Annotated in this window: 19 protein-coding genes; 8 read left to right on the top strand and 11 right to left on the bottom strand. The window is 68.9% G+C overall.

All coding sequences use genetic code 11. The features are described 5' to 3' along the window. Window positions 1-586: 586 nt before the first annotated feature. The 8 genes from IEX91_RS12200 to IEX91_RS12165 all read right to left on the bottom strand — a co-directional run bounded on the left by IEX91_RS12200 (window position 587) and on the right by IEX91_RS12165 (window position 9,724). On the bottom strand, window positions 587-1,549 hold the full coding sequence (locus tag IEX91_RS12200; protein ID WP_188879261.1) for a homoserine dehydrogenase: 963 nt from the start codon (window positions 1,547-1,549) through the stop codon (window positions 587-589). After that, window positions 1,546-2,073, bottom strand: coding sequence for an amino acid-binding protein (locus IEX91_RS12195; RefSeq protein WP_188879260.1), 528 nt, complete (start codon window positions 2,071-2,073; stop codon window positions 1,546-1,548). Before IEX91_RS12195 ends, IEX91_RS12200 begins: the two co-directional genes overlap by 4 nt. A 154-nt stretch (window positions 2,074-2,227) precedes the next feature. Beyond that, entirely contained in the window at window positions 2,228-2,962 is a 735-nt protein-coding gene (locus IEX91_RS12190) for a type I 3-dehydroquinate dehydratase (protein ID WP_188879259.1), read from the bottom strand. Between the two features lie 157 nt (window positions 2,963-3,119). Next, complete coding sequence (locus IEX91_RS12185) at window positions 3,120-5,573, bottom strand: heavy metal translocating P-type ATPase (protein ID WP_188879258.1); 2,454 nt, start codon at window positions 5,571-5,573, stop codon at window positions 3,120-3,122. Window positions 5,574-5,579: 6 nt separating this feature from the next. After that, window positions 5,580-6,131, bottom strand: a complete 552-nt coding sequence (locus IEX91_RS12180; RefSeq protein WP_188879257.1) for a hypothetical protein — start codon at window positions 6,129-6,131, stop codon at window positions 5,580-5,582. A gap of 3 nt (window positions 6,132-6,134) precedes the next feature. Then, complete coding sequence (locus tag IEX91_RS12175; protein ID WP_188879256.1) at window positions 6,135-7,814, bottom strand: b(o/a)3-type cytochrome-c oxidase subunit 1; 1,680 nt, start codon at window positions 7,812-7,814, stop codon at window positions 6,135-6,137. A gap of 52 nt (window positions 7,815-7,866) precedes the next feature. Next, entirely contained in the window at window positions 7,867-8,460 is a 594-nt protein-coding gene (locus IEX91_RS12170) for a cytochrome c oxidase subunit II (RefSeq protein WP_188879255.1), read from the bottom strand. Between the two features lie 4 nt (window positions 8,461-8,464). Then, the gene (locus IEX91_RS12165) at window positions 8,465-9,724 is read right to left on the bottom strand and encodes a halocyanin domain-containing protein (RefSeq protein ID WP_188879254.1); all 1,260 of its coding nucleotides are present in this window, start codon (window positions 9,722-9,724) and stop codon (window positions 8,465-8,467) included. Window positions 9,725-9,887: 163 nt separating this feature from the next. Here IEX91_RS12165 and IEX91_RS12160 point away from each other — a divergent pair, with 163 nt between their 5' ends. After that, complete coding sequence (locus IEX91_RS12160) at window positions 9,888-10,073, top strand: hypothetical protein (RefSeq protein ID WP_188879253.1); 186 nt, start codon at window positions 9,888-9,890, stop codon at window positions 10,071-10,073. 21 nt (window positions 10,074-10,094) lie between these two features. Here the strand turns inward: IEX91_RS12160 and IEX91_RS12155 are convergent, their stop codons facing one another. Further along, the gene (locus IEX91_RS12155; protein ID WP_188879252.1) at window positions 10,095-10,502 is read right to left on the bottom strand and encodes a winged helix-turn-helix domain-containing protein; all 408 of its coding nucleotides are present in this window, start codon (window positions 10,500-10,502) and stop codon (window positions 10,095-10,097) included. A 152-nt stretch (window positions 10,503-10,654) separates the two neighbouring features. Here IEX91_RS12155 and IEX91_RS12150 point away from each other — a divergent pair, with 152 nt between their 5' ends. The 7 genes from IEX91_RS12150 to IEX91_RS12120 all read left to right on the top strand — a co-directional run bounded on the left by IEX91_RS12150 (window position 10,655) and on the right by IEX91_RS12120 (window position 17,124). Next, window positions 10,655-10,801: a DUF7560 family zinc ribbon protein gene (locus tag IEX91_RS12150; RefSeq protein ID WP_188879250.1), complete on the top strand. Its 147-nt coding sequence runs from the start codon at window positions 10,655-10,657 to the stop codon at window positions 10,799-10,801. Between the two features lie 106 nt (window positions 10,802-10,907). Next, a complete protein-coding gene (locus IEX91_RS12145) occupies window positions 10,908-11,360 on the top strand; it encodes a pyridoxamine 5'-phosphate oxidase family protein (RefSeq protein ID WP_188879249.1) in 453 nt (150 codons plus the stop codon). 76 nt (window positions 11,361-11,436) lie between these two features. Next, window positions 11,437-12,111: a helix-turn-helix domain-containing protein gene (locus IEX91_RS12140; RefSeq protein WP_188879248.1), complete on the top strand. Its 675-nt coding sequence runs from the start codon at window positions 11,437-11,439 to the stop codon at window positions 12,109-12,111. A gap of 122 nt (window positions 12,112-12,233) precedes the next feature. Beyond that, complete coding sequence (locus IEX91_RS12135; protein WP_188879247.1) at window positions 12,234-13,442, top strand: outer membrane protein assembly factor BamB family protein; 1,209 nt, start codon at window positions 12,234-12,236, stop codon at window positions 13,440-13,442. 236 nt (window positions 13,443-13,678) lie between these two features. Next, window positions 13,679-15,058: a hypothetical protein gene (locus IEX91_RS12130; protein WP_188879246.1), complete on the top strand. Its 1,380-nt coding sequence runs from the start codon at window positions 13,679-13,681 to the stop codon at window positions 15,056-15,058. A 171-nt stretch (window positions 15,059-15,229) separates the two neighbouring features. Continuing rightward, a complete protein-coding gene (locus IEX91_RS12125) occupies window positions 15,230-15,739 on the top strand; it encodes a metal-dependent hydrolase (RefSeq protein ID WP_188879245.1) in 510 nt (169 codons plus the stop codon). 77 nt (window positions 15,740-15,816) lie between these two features. Further along, window positions 15,817-17,124 (top strand): acetamidase/formamidase family protein, encoded by a 1,308-nt coding sequence (locus IEX91_RS12120; protein WP_188879244.1) that lies wholly within the window; start codon window positions 15,817-15,819, stop codon window positions 17,122-17,124. Window positions 17,125-17,166: 42 nt separating this feature from the next. Here IEX91_RS12120 and queC read toward each other — a convergent pair whose 3' ends face one another. Both queC and folE read right to left on the bottom strand, forming a co-directional pair. Then, window positions 17,167-17,865 carry a 7-cyano-7-deazaguanine synthase QueC gene (queC, locus tag IEX91_RS12115; protein ID WP_188879243.1) on the bottom strand — a complete coding sequence of 233 codons (699 nt, stop codon included), beginning with the start codon at window positions 17,863-17,865 and terminating at the stop codon, window positions 17,167-17,169. Then, window positions 17,862-18,464 carry a GTP cyclohydrolase I gene (folE, locus tag IEX91_RS12110; protein ID WP_188879242.1) on the bottom strand — a complete coding sequence of 201 codons (603 nt, stop codon included), beginning with the start codon at window positions 18,462-18,464 and terminating at the stop codon, window positions 17,862-17,864. The genes queC and folE overlap by 4 nt, the downstream gene beginning before the upstream one ends. Window positions 18,465-18,466: the final 2 nt, after the last annotated feature.

Genomic DNA, 18,466 nt, shown 5'->3' with positions numbered 1-18,466 from the left:
ATGTCTAGGCGAAGCCGTCAAAGATCGCGGTTGACGAGACCGTTATCAAGATCAATGGCGGGTAGAGGGCAGCTCTGTCGAATGCCTATATGTATGCTCACTTAATCCGTTCCCAAGAGGGGTGTGTATCGAGGGTTCGAACGGCGGATTGGAGCTCCGACTGAAGTGCACCGTAAAATTGTTCGCGGCCGACCGGTGTCTGGACGCGGATCAGTGAGGTCTCGCTCGTAACCTCGAAGATCGACAACCGCCACTGCTCATCTTGAGAGCGCCATCTGCCGAGACGCGTCGCTTGCTCATCTCGAATGGAGGACGTGCCCAACTCCCAACTCTGTCGGGTCAGATGAGACAGTTCAAATGGGACGACATCGGGAAGCGTGGCGGAACATCCGCTCTTTCCTCGATTGTTATGAACTGCCATGTGTCTACGTGTGAATTAATCAGTAAAAAGTGTTTATTTCGATGACTAGTCCATGGTGCCGGTTGGCGCCCCGTCCGCAACGGACGTCTATCACGGCTCCCAGCTGAGTAGCGAAAACCCTCCGCTGCGGGCTCGACGTGGCGTCGACGCCCCTCGCGTGGAGCGTCAGTCGCGGGCGGTCGACTCGAGTCGGCGAACGTCGGCGAGCACTGCGGACGCGGTCTCCGGGCCGCCGGTGCCGCGACCCGAGACGTTCAGTCGGCCGGCGTCCGTCGTCCCGATCTGGACGACGTTCTCGGTGCCCGAGACGGCGAGCGGGGAGTTCGTCGGGACGGTCCGCGGGGCGACGCGGACCGACCCGTCCACGACCTCGCCGATGAGGCGCACCGTCCGACCGTCTCCGCTCGCCAGCCGAAGCGCGTTACTCGATACGTCGACGATTCCCTCCACGTCCGCGTCCGCGAGCGTGTACTCGCGTTCGCCCCGCGCGAGTACGTTCGCGACGATGACGCACTTCAGCGCCGCGTCGGTCCCCTCCACGTCGAAGGACGGGTCTGCCTCCGCGACGCCGAGGTCCTGCGCCTCCGCGAGGACGTGCTCGTAGTCGAGGCCCTCGACGGCCATCCGCGAGAGCACGAAGTTCGCCGTCCCGTTCAGCACGCCCCGGATGCCGGTCACGTGCGCCGGGCCGCAGTCCTCGATCGTCGAGAGGACCGGCATCGCACCGCCGACCGTGGCCTCGAAGCGGAGGCGCCCCTCGCTCTCGCGCTCCAGCGCCCGGACGTCCGCGTAGCGTTCCGCGACCGGTCCCTTGTTCGCGAGGACGACGTCCCGGTCGCGCTCGAAGGCGGCGCGAACGTGGTCGTACGCGGGTCGCGCGTCGCCGAGCGTCGTCGGCGTCGCCTCCACGAGACAGTCGTACGCTCCGTTCAGGGCGTCCTCCGGATCGCCGCTCCCGACGCGTCCCTCGTCGCGCTTGCGGGCGAGGGCGGACTCGACGTCGATACCGGCGGCGTCCGTGACCGCGCTGCGCGAATCCGCCAGCGCGGTGACGGTGTGGCCGTACTCGGCGGCCAGCTCCGCGACCGACGCACCGACCGCGCCGGTGCCGACGATCGCGAGCCTCATACGCCGCCCTCGTAGAGCGGCTCGACGACTTGCAGGTCCTTCTCGTCCGCGATCTCCCGGATCACCGAGAGCGTGTGCCCCGTCTCGCCCTCCTCGATCCCGAGGCGGAGGCGGCCGCTGGAGATGTCGCTCGATCCCTGCGGGGCGGAGAGTTCGAAGTCGGAGATGGTGCTGTTCGTGTTCTCGCGGATCCGCGTGAGCGTCTCCGAGAGACCGGTGTCGACCAAGTCGCCGGAGAGGAGAACGGTGAGGGACTCGCTGTAGCGTTCCGTCCCGGCCTGGATGACGTTGATGCCCTCGGTTCGGAGTTCGTCGACGATCGCCTCGTAGCGCTCGGGCGTGGCTTCGAGGTCGACCTCGACGGGGATGTGCCCGCGCGGGGTCTTGTCGCCGCGCTCGTGGAAGATCGAGAGGAGGTTCCCACCCTTCTCGCCGATGGGCCGGAGCGCCCGGAGGAGCTCGCCGGGTTCGTCGACCAGTTCGAGCCGGATCGTGTACGTGGTCGGCTCGCGGGTCTCACTCATCGGCGCTCACCGTCTGGCAGAGGCGATCAGGCATTGTGGGCTGATACGGAGGGACTGGCTTAAGCGCCCCGGTGTCCGATGCGGATCTATCGGCGTCGACAGGCCGGCTCGCGGCGTTTCCTGACGCCGAGCGGTTACCGCTTCGGGAGAGCGGTCACGCGGGCGTCTCCCGTTCGGCGAGCTTCTCGGTGAGCGAGTCCAGTTCCGTGACGTCCTCGCGTGCGATCTGGAGCGCCTCGATGAGGGCCGCGAGTTTCCGAACGGGGATCTGTCCCGGTGCGTACTCGCTCGTGTCCTCCGCGAGCGGCGCGTAGCCGAGTTTCGAGCCGTAGAGCGGGGCGACGACGCGACTGTGACTGCCCAGTCCGCCCATCGAGATGCCAGCGACGTCTCGCCCGTCGTTCGACGCGTCGTTGATCGCCTTCAGGAGACGCAGGACGTCGTCGTTACGCTGCGGGTACGTCGCGACCTTGGCGATGTCCCCGTACTGCGCGCACTGTTCGATGATCGCGTCGAGGACGTCCTGCTCCGGCGTCGCATCGAAGTCGTGGTGTGAGACGACGAGGTCGACGTCGTTCTCCCTGAACTCGTCGAGGACCCAGCCCGTTCCGCGCGCGGTCTCCAACTCGATGTCGACGAGCTCGACGGACTCGAATCGGGACGCCGCCGACAGCCGATCGAGTCGGCCCGTGTCGGTCGCTTCGCCGCCGAACCACTTCGCCCGGTTCGTCGCGAGGATCGGGAGGTCGCCGTCGTAATCGGACAGTTGGCCGATCGGGTCCTCGGCGCTGTCCATTCGGAACTCGAGTACGTCCGCTACCGCCCGCGCGTCGGCCTCCCGACTGAGGTCGTTCGTTGTTGCAGCGAGAGCGAACCCATCCAGATTCATGACACACTGTACCACTCCCTGCCGTATAAACCTTCTCAGGATGACTCGGGCGTGTTTCCGACGCTCCAGACGGCACAGTTCGATTCGCCACGATGCGGGTGACGGGAGCAGCGGGCGAGGCGAGTGTACCGTCCGTAGCCGCGAGCGAGACGAAGCGTCAGGACGGGGGCGTCGTCGCCCCGCCGACGCGGGCGAGTGCCGCCTTCACGCGGCCGCGCAGCGTGTCGCCCACGCTCCTGGACTCCGTGGAGAGGGCGCGCGCGCTGTTTGCGACGACGAGGAGGCTGCTCGTTCCCATCGCGGCCGCGGCGACGAGCGGATTGAGCAGTCCGACGAGCGCGAGCGGCACCGCGAGCGCGTTGTAGCAGAACGCCCACGCGAGGTTTTCGCGGGTCCGCCGGCGCGTCGCGCGCGCCACGCCGAAGAGGGCGGGGAGGGCGTCGAGGCTGTCGCTCGTGATGACGGCGTCCGCGGCGTCGACGGCCATCGCGGTGCCGTCCCCGATCGCCACGCCGAGGTCGGCGGCGGCGAGCGCGGGCGCGTCGTTCGTCCCGTCGCCGACCATCGCCACCGTCCCGTCCGTTCGCAGGCGATCGACGACCGAGGTCTTCCCCTCCGGGGGGACGCCAGCGAACACCTCGTCGACTCCCGGATGGTCGCGGAACCGATCCGCGGCGGCGCTCTCGTCGCCCGTGAGGACGATGACGCGGTGCGTCGCCGCGAGGTCGTCGACGACCGCCGTCCACTCCGTTCGGGGCTCGTCGCCCGCGACGGCGATGGCGCGTGCGACGCCCCCCGTCCCGACGACGATCGGCACGAGTCCGTTCGCGTCACCGCGGGTCGCGCGGGCGGCGAGGGCGTTCGGAAGCGTCCACCCCTCGGACTCGAAGAGCGCCGGTCGGCCGACGAGGACGCGCTCGCCGTCGACCGTCCCGCTGACCCCCGTTGCGTGGCGTTCGACGTCCGCGACGGTGTGGTCGTCCGCCGTGTCCGCGTACGCGCAGACGGCGCCGGCGACCGGGTGGTCGGCGTACCGTTCGAGCGCCGCCGCCGCGTCGAGGGCCTCCTCGTCACCGACGACGTCGCGAACGCGCATGTCCCCGGTAGTGAGCGTCCCCGTCTTGTCGAAGGCGACGACGTCGACGTCGCCGCCCCGCTCGAACACCGTGGGGCCCGTGACGACCACGCCGCGCGCGAGGGCGCTTCGGATCCCGTTGGAGACGGCGAGCGGCGTCGCGAGCCCGAGCGCGCACGGACAGGAGACGACGAGGACGGTGAGCGCGGTGAGGACGGCGGTGTCGACGGCGGAGCCGAGGACGAGGTACGCGACGAACGCGAGGCCGGCGAGCGCGAGGACCGCGGGCACGAAGACGCCCGCGATTCGGTCGGCGAGGTGTTGAACGCCGCCGTGCGTGCTCTGTGCCTCCCAGAGGGTCGCGACGATGCGGTCCATCGTGCTCTCCGTCTCCGTGACCGCGACGGTCACCCCACCGGCGACGAGGACGCTCCCGCCGACGACGTCGTCACCGGGGTCGACCTCGCGGGGGTTCGACTCCCCGGTGAGGAGCGACTCGTCGACCGCGCCGTCGCCGTCCGCGATCGTCCCGTCGAGCGGCACTCGCTCGCCCGTCGACACGACGACGCGGTCGCCGACTTCGACGTCGTCGAGCGCGCGCTCCTCGGTCCCGTCCGCGGTGACGACCGTGGCGGTGTCGACGCTGTCGGCCGTCAGCTCGGCGAGGCCCGCGCTCGCCCGCGATTTCACCTTCGTCTCCCAGTGTTCGCCCGCGGTGACGGCGAGGGTGATGACCACCGGGATGTCGAAGTACACCTCGACGCCGCCGAGGACGAGCACCGCGAGGCTGTAGACGAAGGCGGCGCCCGCGGCGAGGGCGACGAGGAGGTCCATGTTCGGACGGCGTGCGCGCAGGCTGACGAGCGCCCCGCGGAAGATGGGATAGCCCGCGAACGCCGTCGCGGCACCCGAGAGGACGGCGACGTTCCAGAAGAGGTACTGGCCGCCGACGCCGCGCGGGTCGAAGAATGGAACGAGCGGGTCGCCGCCGAGGTAGAGCGGGTAGAGGAAGACGACGTACCAGAGCATCACCATCATGCCGAAGAAGCCGCCGGCGAGCAGGCGCACGCCCGTGGTGAGCGTCTCCGTCCGCTCGGCGTCGGCGTCGGGATCGGCGACCCGGTACCCGTAACCCGAGAACGCGTCCGCGATCTCCTCGCGCTCGCTCGCCTCGGGGTCGTAGACGACCTTCAGCGCGTCGTTCGCGTAGCTCGCGGCGGCCTCGTGGACGCCGTCGGCGTCGGCCGCGCGGCTTTCGAGGAACGCCTCGCACGTCGCGCAGTGCATGCCCTCAACCGAGAAATAGGCCGTCTCGGCGCCGTCGGGGACCTCGCTCGCCGCGTCGTCGTCGTTCGCGCTCTCGCGGACCGCCGCGCGGACGTCCTCGGGATCCGCGTCCGCGACGGCCGCGTCGTCGAGAGTGCGCGCGACTTCGAGGCAGCCCCGACAACAGAACGCACCCTCGACGCCGTCGGCGGTGACGGGGGGGTCGGGCGTCGGGAGGTCGCAGAGCGTGCAGTGCGTCTGGTCGGACATCGGGGATTACTGGGTCGGGACGGGCGCGAGCTGGACGGTCTTCCGCGAGGGCTGGTTGCCGATCGTGACGGTGGTCTCGACGCTCGCGGGCGACGCGTCCGCCGGGAGGGCGTACTCTGCGGTGAAGGTCGCCGTCTCGTCCGGTGCGACGGGGTCGGTGGTGTAGCCGCCCTCGACGGTGTCGCCGCCCTCGGTGGTGACGGCGCCGAGTTCGAGGCGGTAGGGCGCGTCGGCGGTGTTGCGGACGGCGACCACGAGCCGGAGGCGGCGGCCGTCTTCGACCGATTCGAGCACCGCGTTCTGCAGCTTCTGCCGCGTGTCGAGGTCGGGGCGGAGGTCGCCGCCGATACCCACCGAGACGCCGGTCGGTTGCGTCCACGAGCTGTCCTCGCCGAAGTCGTTCTGCAGGAGACCGACGAGGGTCTCCGTCTCGACGACGATCGGGATGGCGATGCTGATCGGTGCGAAGTAGCGGACGAACGAGCGGCGACTCCAGACGTCGCTCTCCGTCTCGGCGTCGTCCGCGTCGTCGCTCGGGGTGGATGCGTGTTCCGTCATGGGTTAGGCTGGGATGGGGGCGCTTCCGGGTGCGAACAGGCCGTTCTGTACCATCGCCGCGAGCGGCGGGCCGTACGCGATGAGCAACAGCAGGAACGTGAGGACGACCCAGACGCGGAAGTTATCGAGGATGCTCGGGCCGTGCTCCGGGCCGGAGAGGGCCTCGGGAATGTGCCCGTTGACGGCGAGGGGTTCGGCGCCGCGGTCGCCGAGCCACGTCGAGACGACGACCGCGAGGAAACACAGCAGCGAGGCGAACAGGAGGAAGGCCCCGCCGACGGTCTGCAAGTGGAGCTCGCCGATGGTCGCGATCGGCGTGTTGAAGATCACCTGCTCGTACTGTGGTTCGGAGGTGCGCCGCGGGACGCCCGCGAGGCCGACGCGGTGCATCGCGTTCGACATGAACACCATGCCGACGAACCAGAGGTAGGGCTGGACGGCGGCGAGCGTCCGCAGCCGCAGACGCTTGCCGCTGAGCTGCGGGAGCAGCCAGTAGGTGATCGCCATGAACGTCAGCGCGACGGCGGTCCCGACGGTGAGGTGGAAGTGGCCGGGCACCCACATCGTGTTGTGGACGAGGGCGTTCACGTTCAGCCCGGCGTTCACCATCCCCCCGAACCCGCTCGCGGCGAACGCGAGGCCGGCGAGCGCGATGCCCGAGAAGGACGGCTTCTCCCACGGGAGCGCGCGCAGCCACTTGACGAGGCCTTTGCCGCCGCGCTGGCGGGCGCCGTGCTCCATGCTCGCGACGACCGTGAACGCGGTGAGGAGGCTCGGCAGGAGGATGAAGTACGTGCTCGTCATCTGCACGAACTTCAGGCCCTGCGAGAGGCCGGGGTCACCGTACTGGTGGTGGACGCCGACCGGCGTGCTCAACACGAGGAAGAGCACGAAGACGACGCGCGCGAGCGGGTCACTGAAGAGCCGGCCGCCCGAGAGCTTCGGGAAGATGGTGTACCAGACGAAGTACGCGGGCAGCAGCCAGAAGTAGACGACGGCGTGCCCGAAGTACCAGAAGAGCGTCCGCGTCAGGAGCGGGTCGACGCGGGGGATGAGCCCGAGCGACCACGGCAGGAGGAAGACGACGACCTCGACGGCGACGCCGAGCGTGCAGACGAACCAGAGCAGCATCGTCGCCACAGCCATGAACGTCTGTAAGGGGATGCGCTCGTCGGGGTTGTCCGCGCGCCACTCGCGGAGTGCGAGGACGTAGTCGACGCCCGCGCCCCACGAGCCGACGATGAGGAGCGCGAGGCCGAGGTAGAACGTCGGGCTCGCCTCCAGGGGCGCGTAGAACGTGTAGAGGACGGCGGCGTGCGTCGGGATCCAGCCGACGATCCCGCCGAGGACCGAGACGAACGCCAGCACGGTGCCGAGCGTCATGAGGCCGAGCCAGCCCCACGTGAAGCGCAGATCGCGAAAGCCCGTATCGAGGCTGCGCGTGACGCCCCACGTGAAGAGTCCGACGATGAAGAACGTCGTGAAGACGAGAGCCATCAACACCCCGTGTGCGGTGAGGATGGAGTAGTAGTCGACCGCCGAGAAGAGCGAGCGACTGTAGCCCGTGCGGAAGAGCGCCTGCAGGACGCCGAGCGCCCCGCCGAGCCCGATGGAGGCGAAGGCGATGGCGAACGCCGCGCGGACGACGCGCGCCTCACCGGGGAAGTCGTCGATGTACGTCACGCGCGCTCACCCCCCGAGCGCACGCGACTCTGCCGGGCGGCGCGGACGGCGTTCATGCCGACACCTCCGGTGCCGCGACGGCCGCGCTCGCGTTCGCCGCGTCGGCGGTCGCGTTGGTCGCCGTGGCGTTCCCCGACGCGGCGCTCCCGTTCTTCGGGAGCTCGTCGGCCGGGACGACGATGAGCTGGCCGGCCATGCTCTGGTGGCCGGCGCCGCAGTACTCGTGACAGACGATCCCGTACGACTTCGGCTCGTCGAACTCGGTGGTGAGTTTGGTTTCCTGTCCGGGGATGACCATGGCGTTCAGATGCGTGCCGACGACGTCGAACCCGTGGACGACGTCGGGGCTCGTGACGTAGAACGTCACGGTGGTGTTCGCGGGCACCATGATCGGCTCCTGGGTGCCCGGCTGGAAGAGGAACTGGCGGGCGACGACGTTCACGACGTAGTGATCGTCGTCCACCCAGTGGCCGCCGGGGTCGGCGAACCGCGTCTGATCGAGCCCGTTCGGGTCGAGTTGCTGTCCGGTGTCGCCGACGGTGCCGACGCCCATGCCGGCGACGCCGTAGACGATAGAGGCGACGAGCGCGACGATGAACACGAGCGATACGGCGAGCCAGATCTTTTCGAGGCGGTGTATCTCCATTGTGTTAGCCGAAGATGTGTGGGCCGTTTCCGAGGAATTCGACGAAGTACATCAGCGCCCACGCGACCGAGATGATGACGAAGTAGACGCCGAGCAACGTCGCCGTCCCCCACGGATCGTACTCGTCGTGATCGAGCTCGCGCTCGGGCGACGCCGGCGGTGCCTCCGTGGTCTCCGGGGGCGCTTCCGACGGTCCGCGATCGAGGACGCCGTCGAACGCGCCGGCGCGGTGGTAGTCCCAGAGGAGGTACGCGACGATGGACGGGATCGCGACGGCCGAGGGACCGGCGATCCACGCGATGTTCCACCAGTTGAGGTCCGGGATGACGCCGCCGCCACCACCGCCACCGCCGCCACCGCTGTTGCCGGTGACGAAGATCCCACCCTTCATCCCCATCGAGAGGTGGGGCGTACAGTAGTACGTGTACGTCCCGCTCGTCTCGAAGGTGTGCGAGTGAGTGTACCCCTCGTTCTTGATGGAGTCGACGCCCTCCCAGCTCGCCCCCGAGGGGGCCGACTCGATCTGGATGTCGTGGGTGTTCGACACCCACTCGAAGGTTACCTCGGTGCCCGGCGATATCTTCAGCGCCGGCGGGGCGTAAGCGTAGGAGCCCCCGTTGCCCTGTGCGCCGACTTCGACCGTAACCGAATCCTGACCGGTCTTGTCGACCGTCGTCCCGTCGTAGTTCCCGACGGCGCCGCCCCTCGCGGAGTCGGTGAACCAGTCGCCCCAATCCGCGCTCGCGTTGCGACCGCCGCTACTGCCACCGCCGCCGCTCCCACCGACGACGATGGCACCCTTCATCCCGAGCGAGAGGTGAGGCGTGCAGTAGTACTTGTAGACGCCGGCGGTCTCGAAGGTGTGCGAGTGGGTGTACCCCTCGTTCTCGATGGAGTCGACGCCCTCCCAGCTCGCCCCCGAGGGGGCCGACTCGATCTGGATGTCGTGGGTGTTCGACACCCACTCGAAGGTCACTTCAGTGCCCGGCGAGATCCGGACGGCGGGCGGGGCGTAGGCGTAGGAGCCGCCGTTGCCCTGTGCGCCGACCTCGATCGTGACCGAATCCTGACCGGTCTTGTCGACCGTCGTTCCGTCGTAGTTTTTCGTTTCGGCGCCTCTCGCGTCGCCCGTGAACCATCCGTCGTAGCTCGGGCTGGACGCGGCCGCCGAAACCCCGGTGCTCGCGCTCAGGGCCGCGGCGACGGCGGTCGTGTCGCGGAGGAACCGCCGCCGGCTGTACCGTCGGTCAGACACCGTGCTCACGGGTCGGTGGCGACCCCTGTCTCGGTGACGTCGCCGTCGCGGCGAGCGGTCGTGACGCTCCCATGTGTGCGAGTCAGATGACCGCCCACTTATCCCATCGGGAGTTTCTATCCTGATTGGAACACCCGACAGCCCTTACCCGATCGGCGAGGGACTGACGTCTATGGCCGACGTTCCGCTCCACTGGCTGACCGCACTGGTGCTGTTGGCGTTCGTCCCCACCGCGGTCTATCTCGCGAAAAACCCCGATCCGGTCGTCGTGCTCACGTTCCTCAACGTCGCCCTCATCGCGGGGCTCCTCTACCGGTGTTTCATCCCCGAGAAGCGCGCTTCGACCGGCCACGCCTGAGCCCGCCGTATCCGACGCGCGTCAGCGCGGCACCGGTTCGACGGGCGCCCCGCCCTCCGAGCGCTCACGGTGTGAGACGCGAACTCGGATCTCCCCGTCCGCTTCGATGTCGAGTTCGATGTCGTCCACTAACCGTCGGTATTCGTTGACCGGCTTGCGTCCGCATCGCGCCCGAGTCCGCTCCTCCAGCAGTCCGGCCTCCGTGAAGAGACTGAGCTTCCGATAGGTCGTCGAGAGCGGGATGTCGCACGCCTCCGAGATCTCGCTCGCCGAGCGAGCGCGCTCGTCGGTCGCGTCGAGGATCGCGTGCCCGTCGTCGGCGTTGAGCGCCGCGAGGAGTGATTGCACCGTCTCCGGGCAGTCGACGACCGTCGCGCCGTCGTCGGATTCCCCACCCGCGCGCGACACCGTCTCCGAGAGCTGAATCATACTCAGACGTATCGACGGGAGGAGAAACAATTGACAGTCCCAATAGTGGGGTGGTTTATATACGGCGCCGGACCCGCCCCGTCGCGCGCCGTTCTCGCGCTGTCGAAATAAGAGGGGGATATTTATTGTGATACGACGATCCACTCTCTACGATGGGTAGCGAAGAGGAAGCCGAATACACCTTCGTCTGTCCCGAGTGCGGCGAGTCGCTCGACGTGAACGCCTCGATGAAGGACGCGCTCCTCGACAGAGGGTGTGTTATCTGCGGTGCGTCCGTCTCTCGCTCGGCGTTCGCATAGTCTCCCCTGTACCGTCGGGACGCGCCCTGTCACCGTTCGGCGCGTGCCGAGACGGATGGACAGAGTAATATTCATTGCACCTCGTGCTTTGACCGGATACGAGCCGATGGCCCTGAACACGCAGACCGAACTATCACCCGACGAGACGGACGCGATATTGGGGCGTCACGAGACCGGCGTGATCTCCCTCGCCCGCGACGACGATCCCTACGCGATCCCGATCTCGTACGGCTACGACCCGGACGAGCGAACCTTCTACCTCCGCTTGGTCTCCTCTCCGGAGAGCGAGAAGCGTCAGTTCCTCGCGTCCGCCCCGGCGGCACGCCTCGTCGTCTACGAGGAGGAGGCGGATACGTACCGGAGCGTCGTCGCACAGGGCCAGCTTCAGGAGATCGATCGAGACGACCTCTCCGTCGAGCACATCGAACAGTACGGCGAGGCCAAACGCCCGCTCTTCGAGATCTGGGGCGAGGAGAAGCGCGATCTCGACATCAACCTCTACCGACTCGTCGCGGAGACCCTCTCCGGCCGCGAGATCATCGTCGAGCGCGATCACTGAGCGCCGTCGACCCCGCCCGCGCCGGGTCGGGTGCTTCACGTTCAAGTACCCCCGCGTCGAAGGGTCGCCCACGGCTATGCCGTCCGGGATCCGGACTACCGTCTCGTTCCTCGACGCGGACGTCTGTCCGCTCGGCACGCTCTCGAATCGAGCCGCGGCGACCCTCTCCTCGATCGCGGTGGCCGAGCGGCGAGCCGACACCGATCCCCCGTCTCGCGTACGCGTGCTCGAGTTCTCTACGGGAACGGCGCCGGACTCGCTCGCTGACGCCCCAAACGCGGACCCGGACCCGGTGCCGGTGCCGATCTTCGAACACGGTGAGACGATTCGCTACCGGCTCGACGTCGACGCCGACGTGGACTGTCCCCGGCGGCGGCTCTGCGAACTCGGCTGCCCGGTCGTCCGCCACGAGGTCCGCGCGGGCGTGCCGAGACTCACGTTCTACGCCGAGGATTACGACCGGCTCCGGGACGTCGTCGCCGACCTCCGCGAGCGGTTCCCCAGCATGGACATCGAGCGGTTCGTCCGCTCGCCCGCCGAGAGCACGTCCGGCGACGACGTCTTCGTCGACGCGGGTCGGCTGACCGACCGGCAACTCGAAGTCCTCGAAACCGCCTACGAGATGGGGTATTTCGAGCGGCCGCGGCGCGCGAACGCGACCGAGGTCGCGGCGGCGCTCGGAATCGGACCGACGACGTTCAGCGAGCATCTCGTCGCGGCGCAGTCGAAGATACTCGACGACCTCCTCTAAGTCGAACCGCGCGCTCGATCGCCCCGTGCGGCGGTCGTCGGGGCGGACACGTGACGTGGTCCGCGGATCGAACGCGCCGCGCTCCCGACAGCGTTTAACGGTGTTCGATCGAAGTGCCAGTGATGCGAACTCGGACGGCCGTCGCCGCCGTCGTGGTGTTACTCGCCCTCGGTGGCGTCGTCGGCGTCGGCCTCTTCACGGGCTCTTCCGGCGGGCTGTCCGTCGACTGGGTCTCGGATACGCCGCGGTCGAATCAGGTGAACCACCATCCGGTCACCGCCGCCGCGGCCGACGACCGCGTCGACGTCGTCGCACCGGTGAGTTCCGTCGCGGGGGAGGACGCGCGCTGTGCGGTGACGATGCTGAACGCGAGCGGCGGGATCCGCTGGCAGCGCGCGATCGATCCGGATCGGTGCGCGATCCACGGGATCGGCGATCCGGTGGTCGCCGACGCGACCGGCGACGGGCGCGCGGACGTGCTCGTGCCGACGACCGAGGAACGCCTGTACGTCTACGACGCCGACACCGGGGAGACCCAGTGGACGCAGAACCTCACGTCGTTCGGGTACGCCGGCCCCGTCGTCCTCACCGAACCGCGGCGTCTCGTCGTCCAGCCCGACTTCCGGGGGTCGGTGTTCGCGACCACCGCGAACGGGAGCGTCGCGTGGCGATACGACATCGACGAGACCGTTCTCGCCACGCCGAAGCGGATCGACGTCCCGAGCGTCTCCGGGCCGACTATCGCCGTCGGATCGAACGAGAACCTCACCGTCTTCGACGCGACCGGTCGCGTCGTCTGGCAGCGACCGACCCGCGGGACGTGGCTCGCCGCCGGCCGCCTCGACGGACAGAGCGTCGTCGTCGCGTCCGGCGGGTCGACGATCACCGCGTTCGACGCGGACGGCGCTCGACGCTGGCAGCGCACGAACTGGACGCGGCCGTCACTCGGTCACGTCGAGGACGGGGACGGCGACGGAACGCCCGAAGTCTACGTCGGCGGCGGCGGCGACGTCGTCGCCGCGTTGAACGTCAGCACGGGTGCGACCGAGTGGCGAACGACGCTCTCGACGGACGCGGACGTGCTGCCGCCGCCCGTCGCGGGCGACGTGGACGGCGACGGCGCATCGGAGATCGTCGCCGTCACCAACGGCGGCACCGTCTACGTGCTGTCCCCGCGAACGGGGGACGTACAAGCGTCGTACAGCCGGGACGTCGCCGTCTGGGCGGAGCCGACGCTCTTCGACATCGACGGCGACGGCCGCGACGAGATCCTCGTGATGTACGGTGACGGTCGCGTCGTCGCGCTCTCCGACGACACCGACACCTCGTAGCTCGCCCGCACGACGAGCGCCGCGAGCACGCCGCCGTCGACGGCACACGGACGGTCGGGCGGACCACGGTCGATGATGAGACCACATTAGTAGACGATCCCCGAACGGGGGAGTGAGATGACGGTGCACACTCTGGGGGGATCCGCGATGACTGACCAACGCGCCCGGATCACGTCGCGCGTCGCCGACCGACGCGGCGGCCGCTTCGCCCGACTCGCCGAGGACGCCTTCGACGTATGAGGGGACGCGCACTCCGCCGGGCCGTCTGGGCGGTCGTGTCCCTCCTCGTGACTGCCGGGACGGTGAGCGCGCACCAGATCCAGGCGTCGCGGTTCGCAGCGCCGATCCCGCTCGGCTATCTCTACGCGGGTGCGGGCGTGACGGTCCTCGTGACCGCCGCGGCGTCCGCGCGCCTCGTCTCGGATCCGACCGCGGACGAGCGGACGCACGCCGTGCTCGGGCGGCGGGCGACGCGTGCGCTCGTCGCGGGCGTCCAACTGCTCGCGGTCGCGGGGTTCGCGGTCGTGCTCTATCGGGGGTTCGTCGGCCGCCAGATCCGCGCCGCGAACGTCGCCACGCTCGTGACGTGGGTGCTCGCCGTCCACGGGCTCGCGCTCGTCGCGGCGCTCGTCGGCTCGCCGTGGCGCGTCCTCGCGCCGTGGAACGCCCTCTACGACTGGCTCTGCCGGCTCGAAGGGCGAGCGGTGGCGCTCCGTGAGCGGGACGTCGCGTGGCTCGGCGGCTGGCCCGCGCTCGCCGGATTCCTCCTGCTCGTCGGCGTGCTGGAGAACCTCACCGTGGTCCCGGAGTCGCCGTCGAAGACGGCGGCGCTCCTCGCGGCCTACACCCTCTGGATGCTCGCCGGCCTCCTCGTCGTCGGTCCGACGTGGCGCGAGCACGCCGACCCGGTCGGGGTCTTCCTCGCCCTCCTCGGTCGCGTCGCACCGATCGCCGTGCACCGACGCGACTCCCGACTCGGGGCGACGCTCCGCGCGCCGTGGGCGGCCTGCGCGCGGCCGGTGGCATCGCTCGGCCGCGTCGCGTTCGTCGTCGCCACCGTCTACACGATCAGCTTCGACGGCTTCACCAGCACCCCGCAGTTCCAAGCGCTGCTCGTCGGAGCGCACGGACTGCTCGGCATCTCGTACACGGCCACCGAGATCGCACTCTACCTCGCCGGCTTCACTGGCTTCCTCGCGGCGTTCGCGCTCACCGCCGTCCTCGTCGACCGACTCGGCGGCGGTCACGACGTCGTCGCGACCGCGCGGCGCATCGCGCCCAGCGTCCTCCCGATCGTCGTCGTCTACGAGGTCGCACACTACAGCACGGCCGTCGTCACGTCGGCGGCACGCGTCGCCGAGTTGGCGCTCGCCGGGATCGGCCTCGATGTCGCCTTCGCGCCGCTCGCGTGGCTCTCCGTCCCGACCTACTGGGGGTTCGAGGTCGTCATCATCGTCGTCGGTCACGTCGTCGCGGTCGTCGCCGCCCACTACGCGACGCTGCGGCGGTACGACGACCGAACGCGAGCGTGGCGGGCACACGGTCCGCTCGTCGCGCTGATGGTCGCCTACACCGTCCTCTCGCTCTGGATCGTCTCCCGCCCCGTCGTGTCGTGACAGGGGCGCTGGCGGCCGGATCGGGGTGCTTCGAGCACCGGCGGGTCGAATCGACGCCGAGAGCACCGGGTGCGTCGGGTGCGGAGTCATCGATCGCACACCGCCGTCGCGTCCTCGGCGAGCGGCCCGGCCCGGACCGTTATCCGGCGGTGGCGCGTTGATCGAACCACCGTGTACCGGTACGGTCACTACGGCGCCGCGCTCCTCGCGTACGCGCCGATCGCGTTCGCCGTGGCGGCGCTCGGGTTCGAGACGCTCGTGTTCGTCGGCGCGCTCGCCACGCTCGCCCTGACGACGGTCCCGGATTACGATCAGCGGATCCCCACCGTCACGCATCGTGGGCCGACGCACACCGTCTGGTTTGCCGCCGTCGTCGGGAGCGTCGGCCTCCTCGTCGGGGTCGTCGTCGGAGCCCGGTGGAGTGTGCCGGCCGCGGTCGGCCTCGGGAGCTTCGGGTTCGTCGTCGCCGCGAGTTCGATCTTCGCACACATCGCCGCCGACGCGCTCACGCCCGCCGGCGTTCGCCCCTTCGCCCCGTGGAACGGTCGGCGCTACACGTACGATATCGTGACGGCCGCGAACCCGATCGCGAACTACGCGCTCCTCAGCCTCGGCCTCCTCGCCGTCCTCTCGGCGTTCGGTGCCGGTACGGCGCTCGCCGACGCCGCTACGGGCGTGTGACGGACGTCGCGGAGGGCGAGTTCTCGCTCACGGCGGGCGGCGTCTTTATGCGAAACTGCGACGAAGGTTGGTATGAGATGTCTCAGCACGAGCCGCGCGAAGAGCTCTACGTCGATCAGTACACGCTGGGTCTCGTCGGACCGGATCAGGAGTGGGCGGGGACGGTCACCGACGGCGGGACGATCACCACGTACACGCCGCCGGGCTGTTGGGGCCCGATGATCACGCCCTCCTTTCGCGGCGGCCACGAGGTGACGCGTCCGATCCGCGTCGAGGGTGCCGAAGTCGGCGACGCCGTCGCGGTCCACGTCCGCGACGTCGAGGTGACGAGCATGGCGACGAGCACGGGTTCGATGGCCGAGCGCGCGGGCGCGTTCCAGGACGACCCGTTCGTCGACCACCGCTGTCCGGAGTGTGGCACCGCGTGGCCCGACTCGATCGTCGAGGGGACGGGTGAGGACGCGATCCGGTGTGCGGAGTGCGGCGCCAACGCCTCCTCGTTCGGCTTCGAGTACGGCTACACCGTCGCGTTCGACCACGAGAACGCCGTCGGCATCACGCTCGACGCGGACGGGGCTCACGAGCTCGCGTTGAACGCCGCGGAGGTGATGGACATCCCCGAGAACGCCCGACAGCATCCGATCCTGTTGTACGAACCGGACGGGATGCCGGGGACGCTAGGGCGCCTCCGACCGTTTATCGGCAACATCGGTACGACGCCGTCGGTCACGATGCCCGACTCGCACAACGCTGGCGACTTCGGACAGAACCTCATCGGGGCGGAGCACGACTACGGCGTGAACACCGAGGCGGATCTCGAGGAGCGCACCGATGGTCACATGGACATCCCGGAAGTCCGTGCGGGAGCGACGCTCATCTGCCCGGTGGACGTCGACGGTGCGGGGCTCTACGTCGGCGACCTGCACGCGAACCAGGGTGACGGCGAGCTCTCGTTGCACACGACCGACGTCAGCGGGACCGTCACGATGGACGTGGAGGTAATCGAGGGGCTCGAACTCGACGGGCCGATCGTCCTCCCCAACGAGGCGGACCTCCCCTTCATCAGTAAGCCGTACGGCGACGCGGAGCGCGAGGCGGGACTCGATCTCGGCGCCGAGCACGATGTCGACGTGACGACCGAGATGGGGCCGCTTCAGGTGGTCGGCTCCGGCGCGACGGTGAACGCCGCCACGCAGAACGCCTTCGACCGCGCGTCCACGCTGCTCGACATGAGAGAGGGCGAGATCCGCGCCCGATGTACGTTCACCGGCGGCGTTCAGATCGGCCGCCTCCCCGGCGTCGTCCAACTCGACATGCTCGTCCCGATGGAACTCCTCGCCGACCGCGGGATCGATGGGCTCGTGCGCGAGCAGTACGGCCTGTAAGTACTCCCTCGCCGGTCACACCGGCCGTCAAGGGCGTTACCGTTACCCCTCAGTATAATCAGGTCTCTCGGCGTACTCGATTGGGTCACGGACGCCGATATTCTGGAAGGCCTGGAGGCGGAAGGCGCAGGCATCGCAGGTGCCACACGCGGGTTCGTCGTCGCGGTAGCAACTCCACGTGAGTTCGTAGGGGACGTCGAGTTCGGTTCCCTTCCGGGCGATATCGGTCTTCGACCACTCGGTAAAGGGAGCCTCGACGTTGATCTGGGTGTCGTCCTTGGTGCCGACGTCGACGACCTGCTGGAAGGCGTCGAAGAATTCGGGGCGGCAGTCCGGATACCCCGAGAAGTCCTCGGAGTGCGCGCCCATGAAGACGGCGTCGCAGTCGTTCGCTTCGGCGTAGGAAGTCGCCATCGAGAGGAGGTTCGCGTTCCGGAACGGCACGTACGAGGTCGGAACTTCGTCGCTCTCCAAGTCCGCTTCCTCGACGTCCATCTCCGCGTCCGTGAGCGAGGAGCCACCGATCTTCGAGAGATGGTCGGTGGTGAGGTGGAGGAAGTCCGCCGCGTCGAAGTGCTCAGCCTGCGCCTTCGCGCACTCGTACTCCTTGTTCTCGGTACGTTGGCCGTAGCTCGTGTGAAGCAGGTAGAGGTCGTACCCCCGTTCTTGGGCGACAGCGGCGGCCGTCGCCGAGTCCATCCCCCCGGAGGCGAGGACGACGGCGCGTGTCGCGTCGCTCATTGCTGGCCCTCCGCGCGAGCAACCGCTGCGTGGAACTGCTCGCGCTCGACGTCGGTCGGGTCGCCGACCGTCGTCCGTGTCGTGGTCGTGCTCTCAGTCTCGATACCGCGCATCGCTTCGCAGAGGTGAGTGGCGTTCATTTCGACAAGTACCGTGGGCGCATCCAGTTCGTCTGCGAGGCCGGACGCGATGTCGTTGGTGAGGCGCTCCTGCATGGTGAGTTGGCGAGACTGCCAGCGGACGTACCGCGCGAGTTTCGAGAGGCCGACGACTTCCTCGCCGGGCCGATAGGCGATGTGGGCCGTCCCGTGGAAAGGGAGGAGGTGGTGCTCGCAGAGCGAGTAGAACGGGATGCCGGTCTTCACGACGAGGTCCTCGGAGTCGGCGTCGAAGGTGCGCATCGTCGGTTTCGCCTCGGCGCGATTGCCGTCGGTGAGCGTCGCAAAGGCGTCGGGAACGCGACGCTCCCAGGTGTCTTCGAGGCCGGGCCGGTCGGGGTCCTCGCCGAGCGCTTCGAGGAGGAGGCGCGTCGCGCGCCGGGCCTTCTCCCGGTCGATACTCTCGTGGTCGGACTGCGTGAGCTGTGAGTGGTCGGTCATCG

It is taken from the genome of Halarchaeum nitratireducens (assembly GCF_014647155.1).
Lineage (GTDB): Archaea > Halobacteriota > Halobacteria > Halobacteriales > Halobacteriaceae > Halarchaeum > Halarchaeum nitratireducens.
Note: the sequence above shows the minus strand (reverse complement) of the source record. Positions and strands in the feature narration are given on the sequence as shown.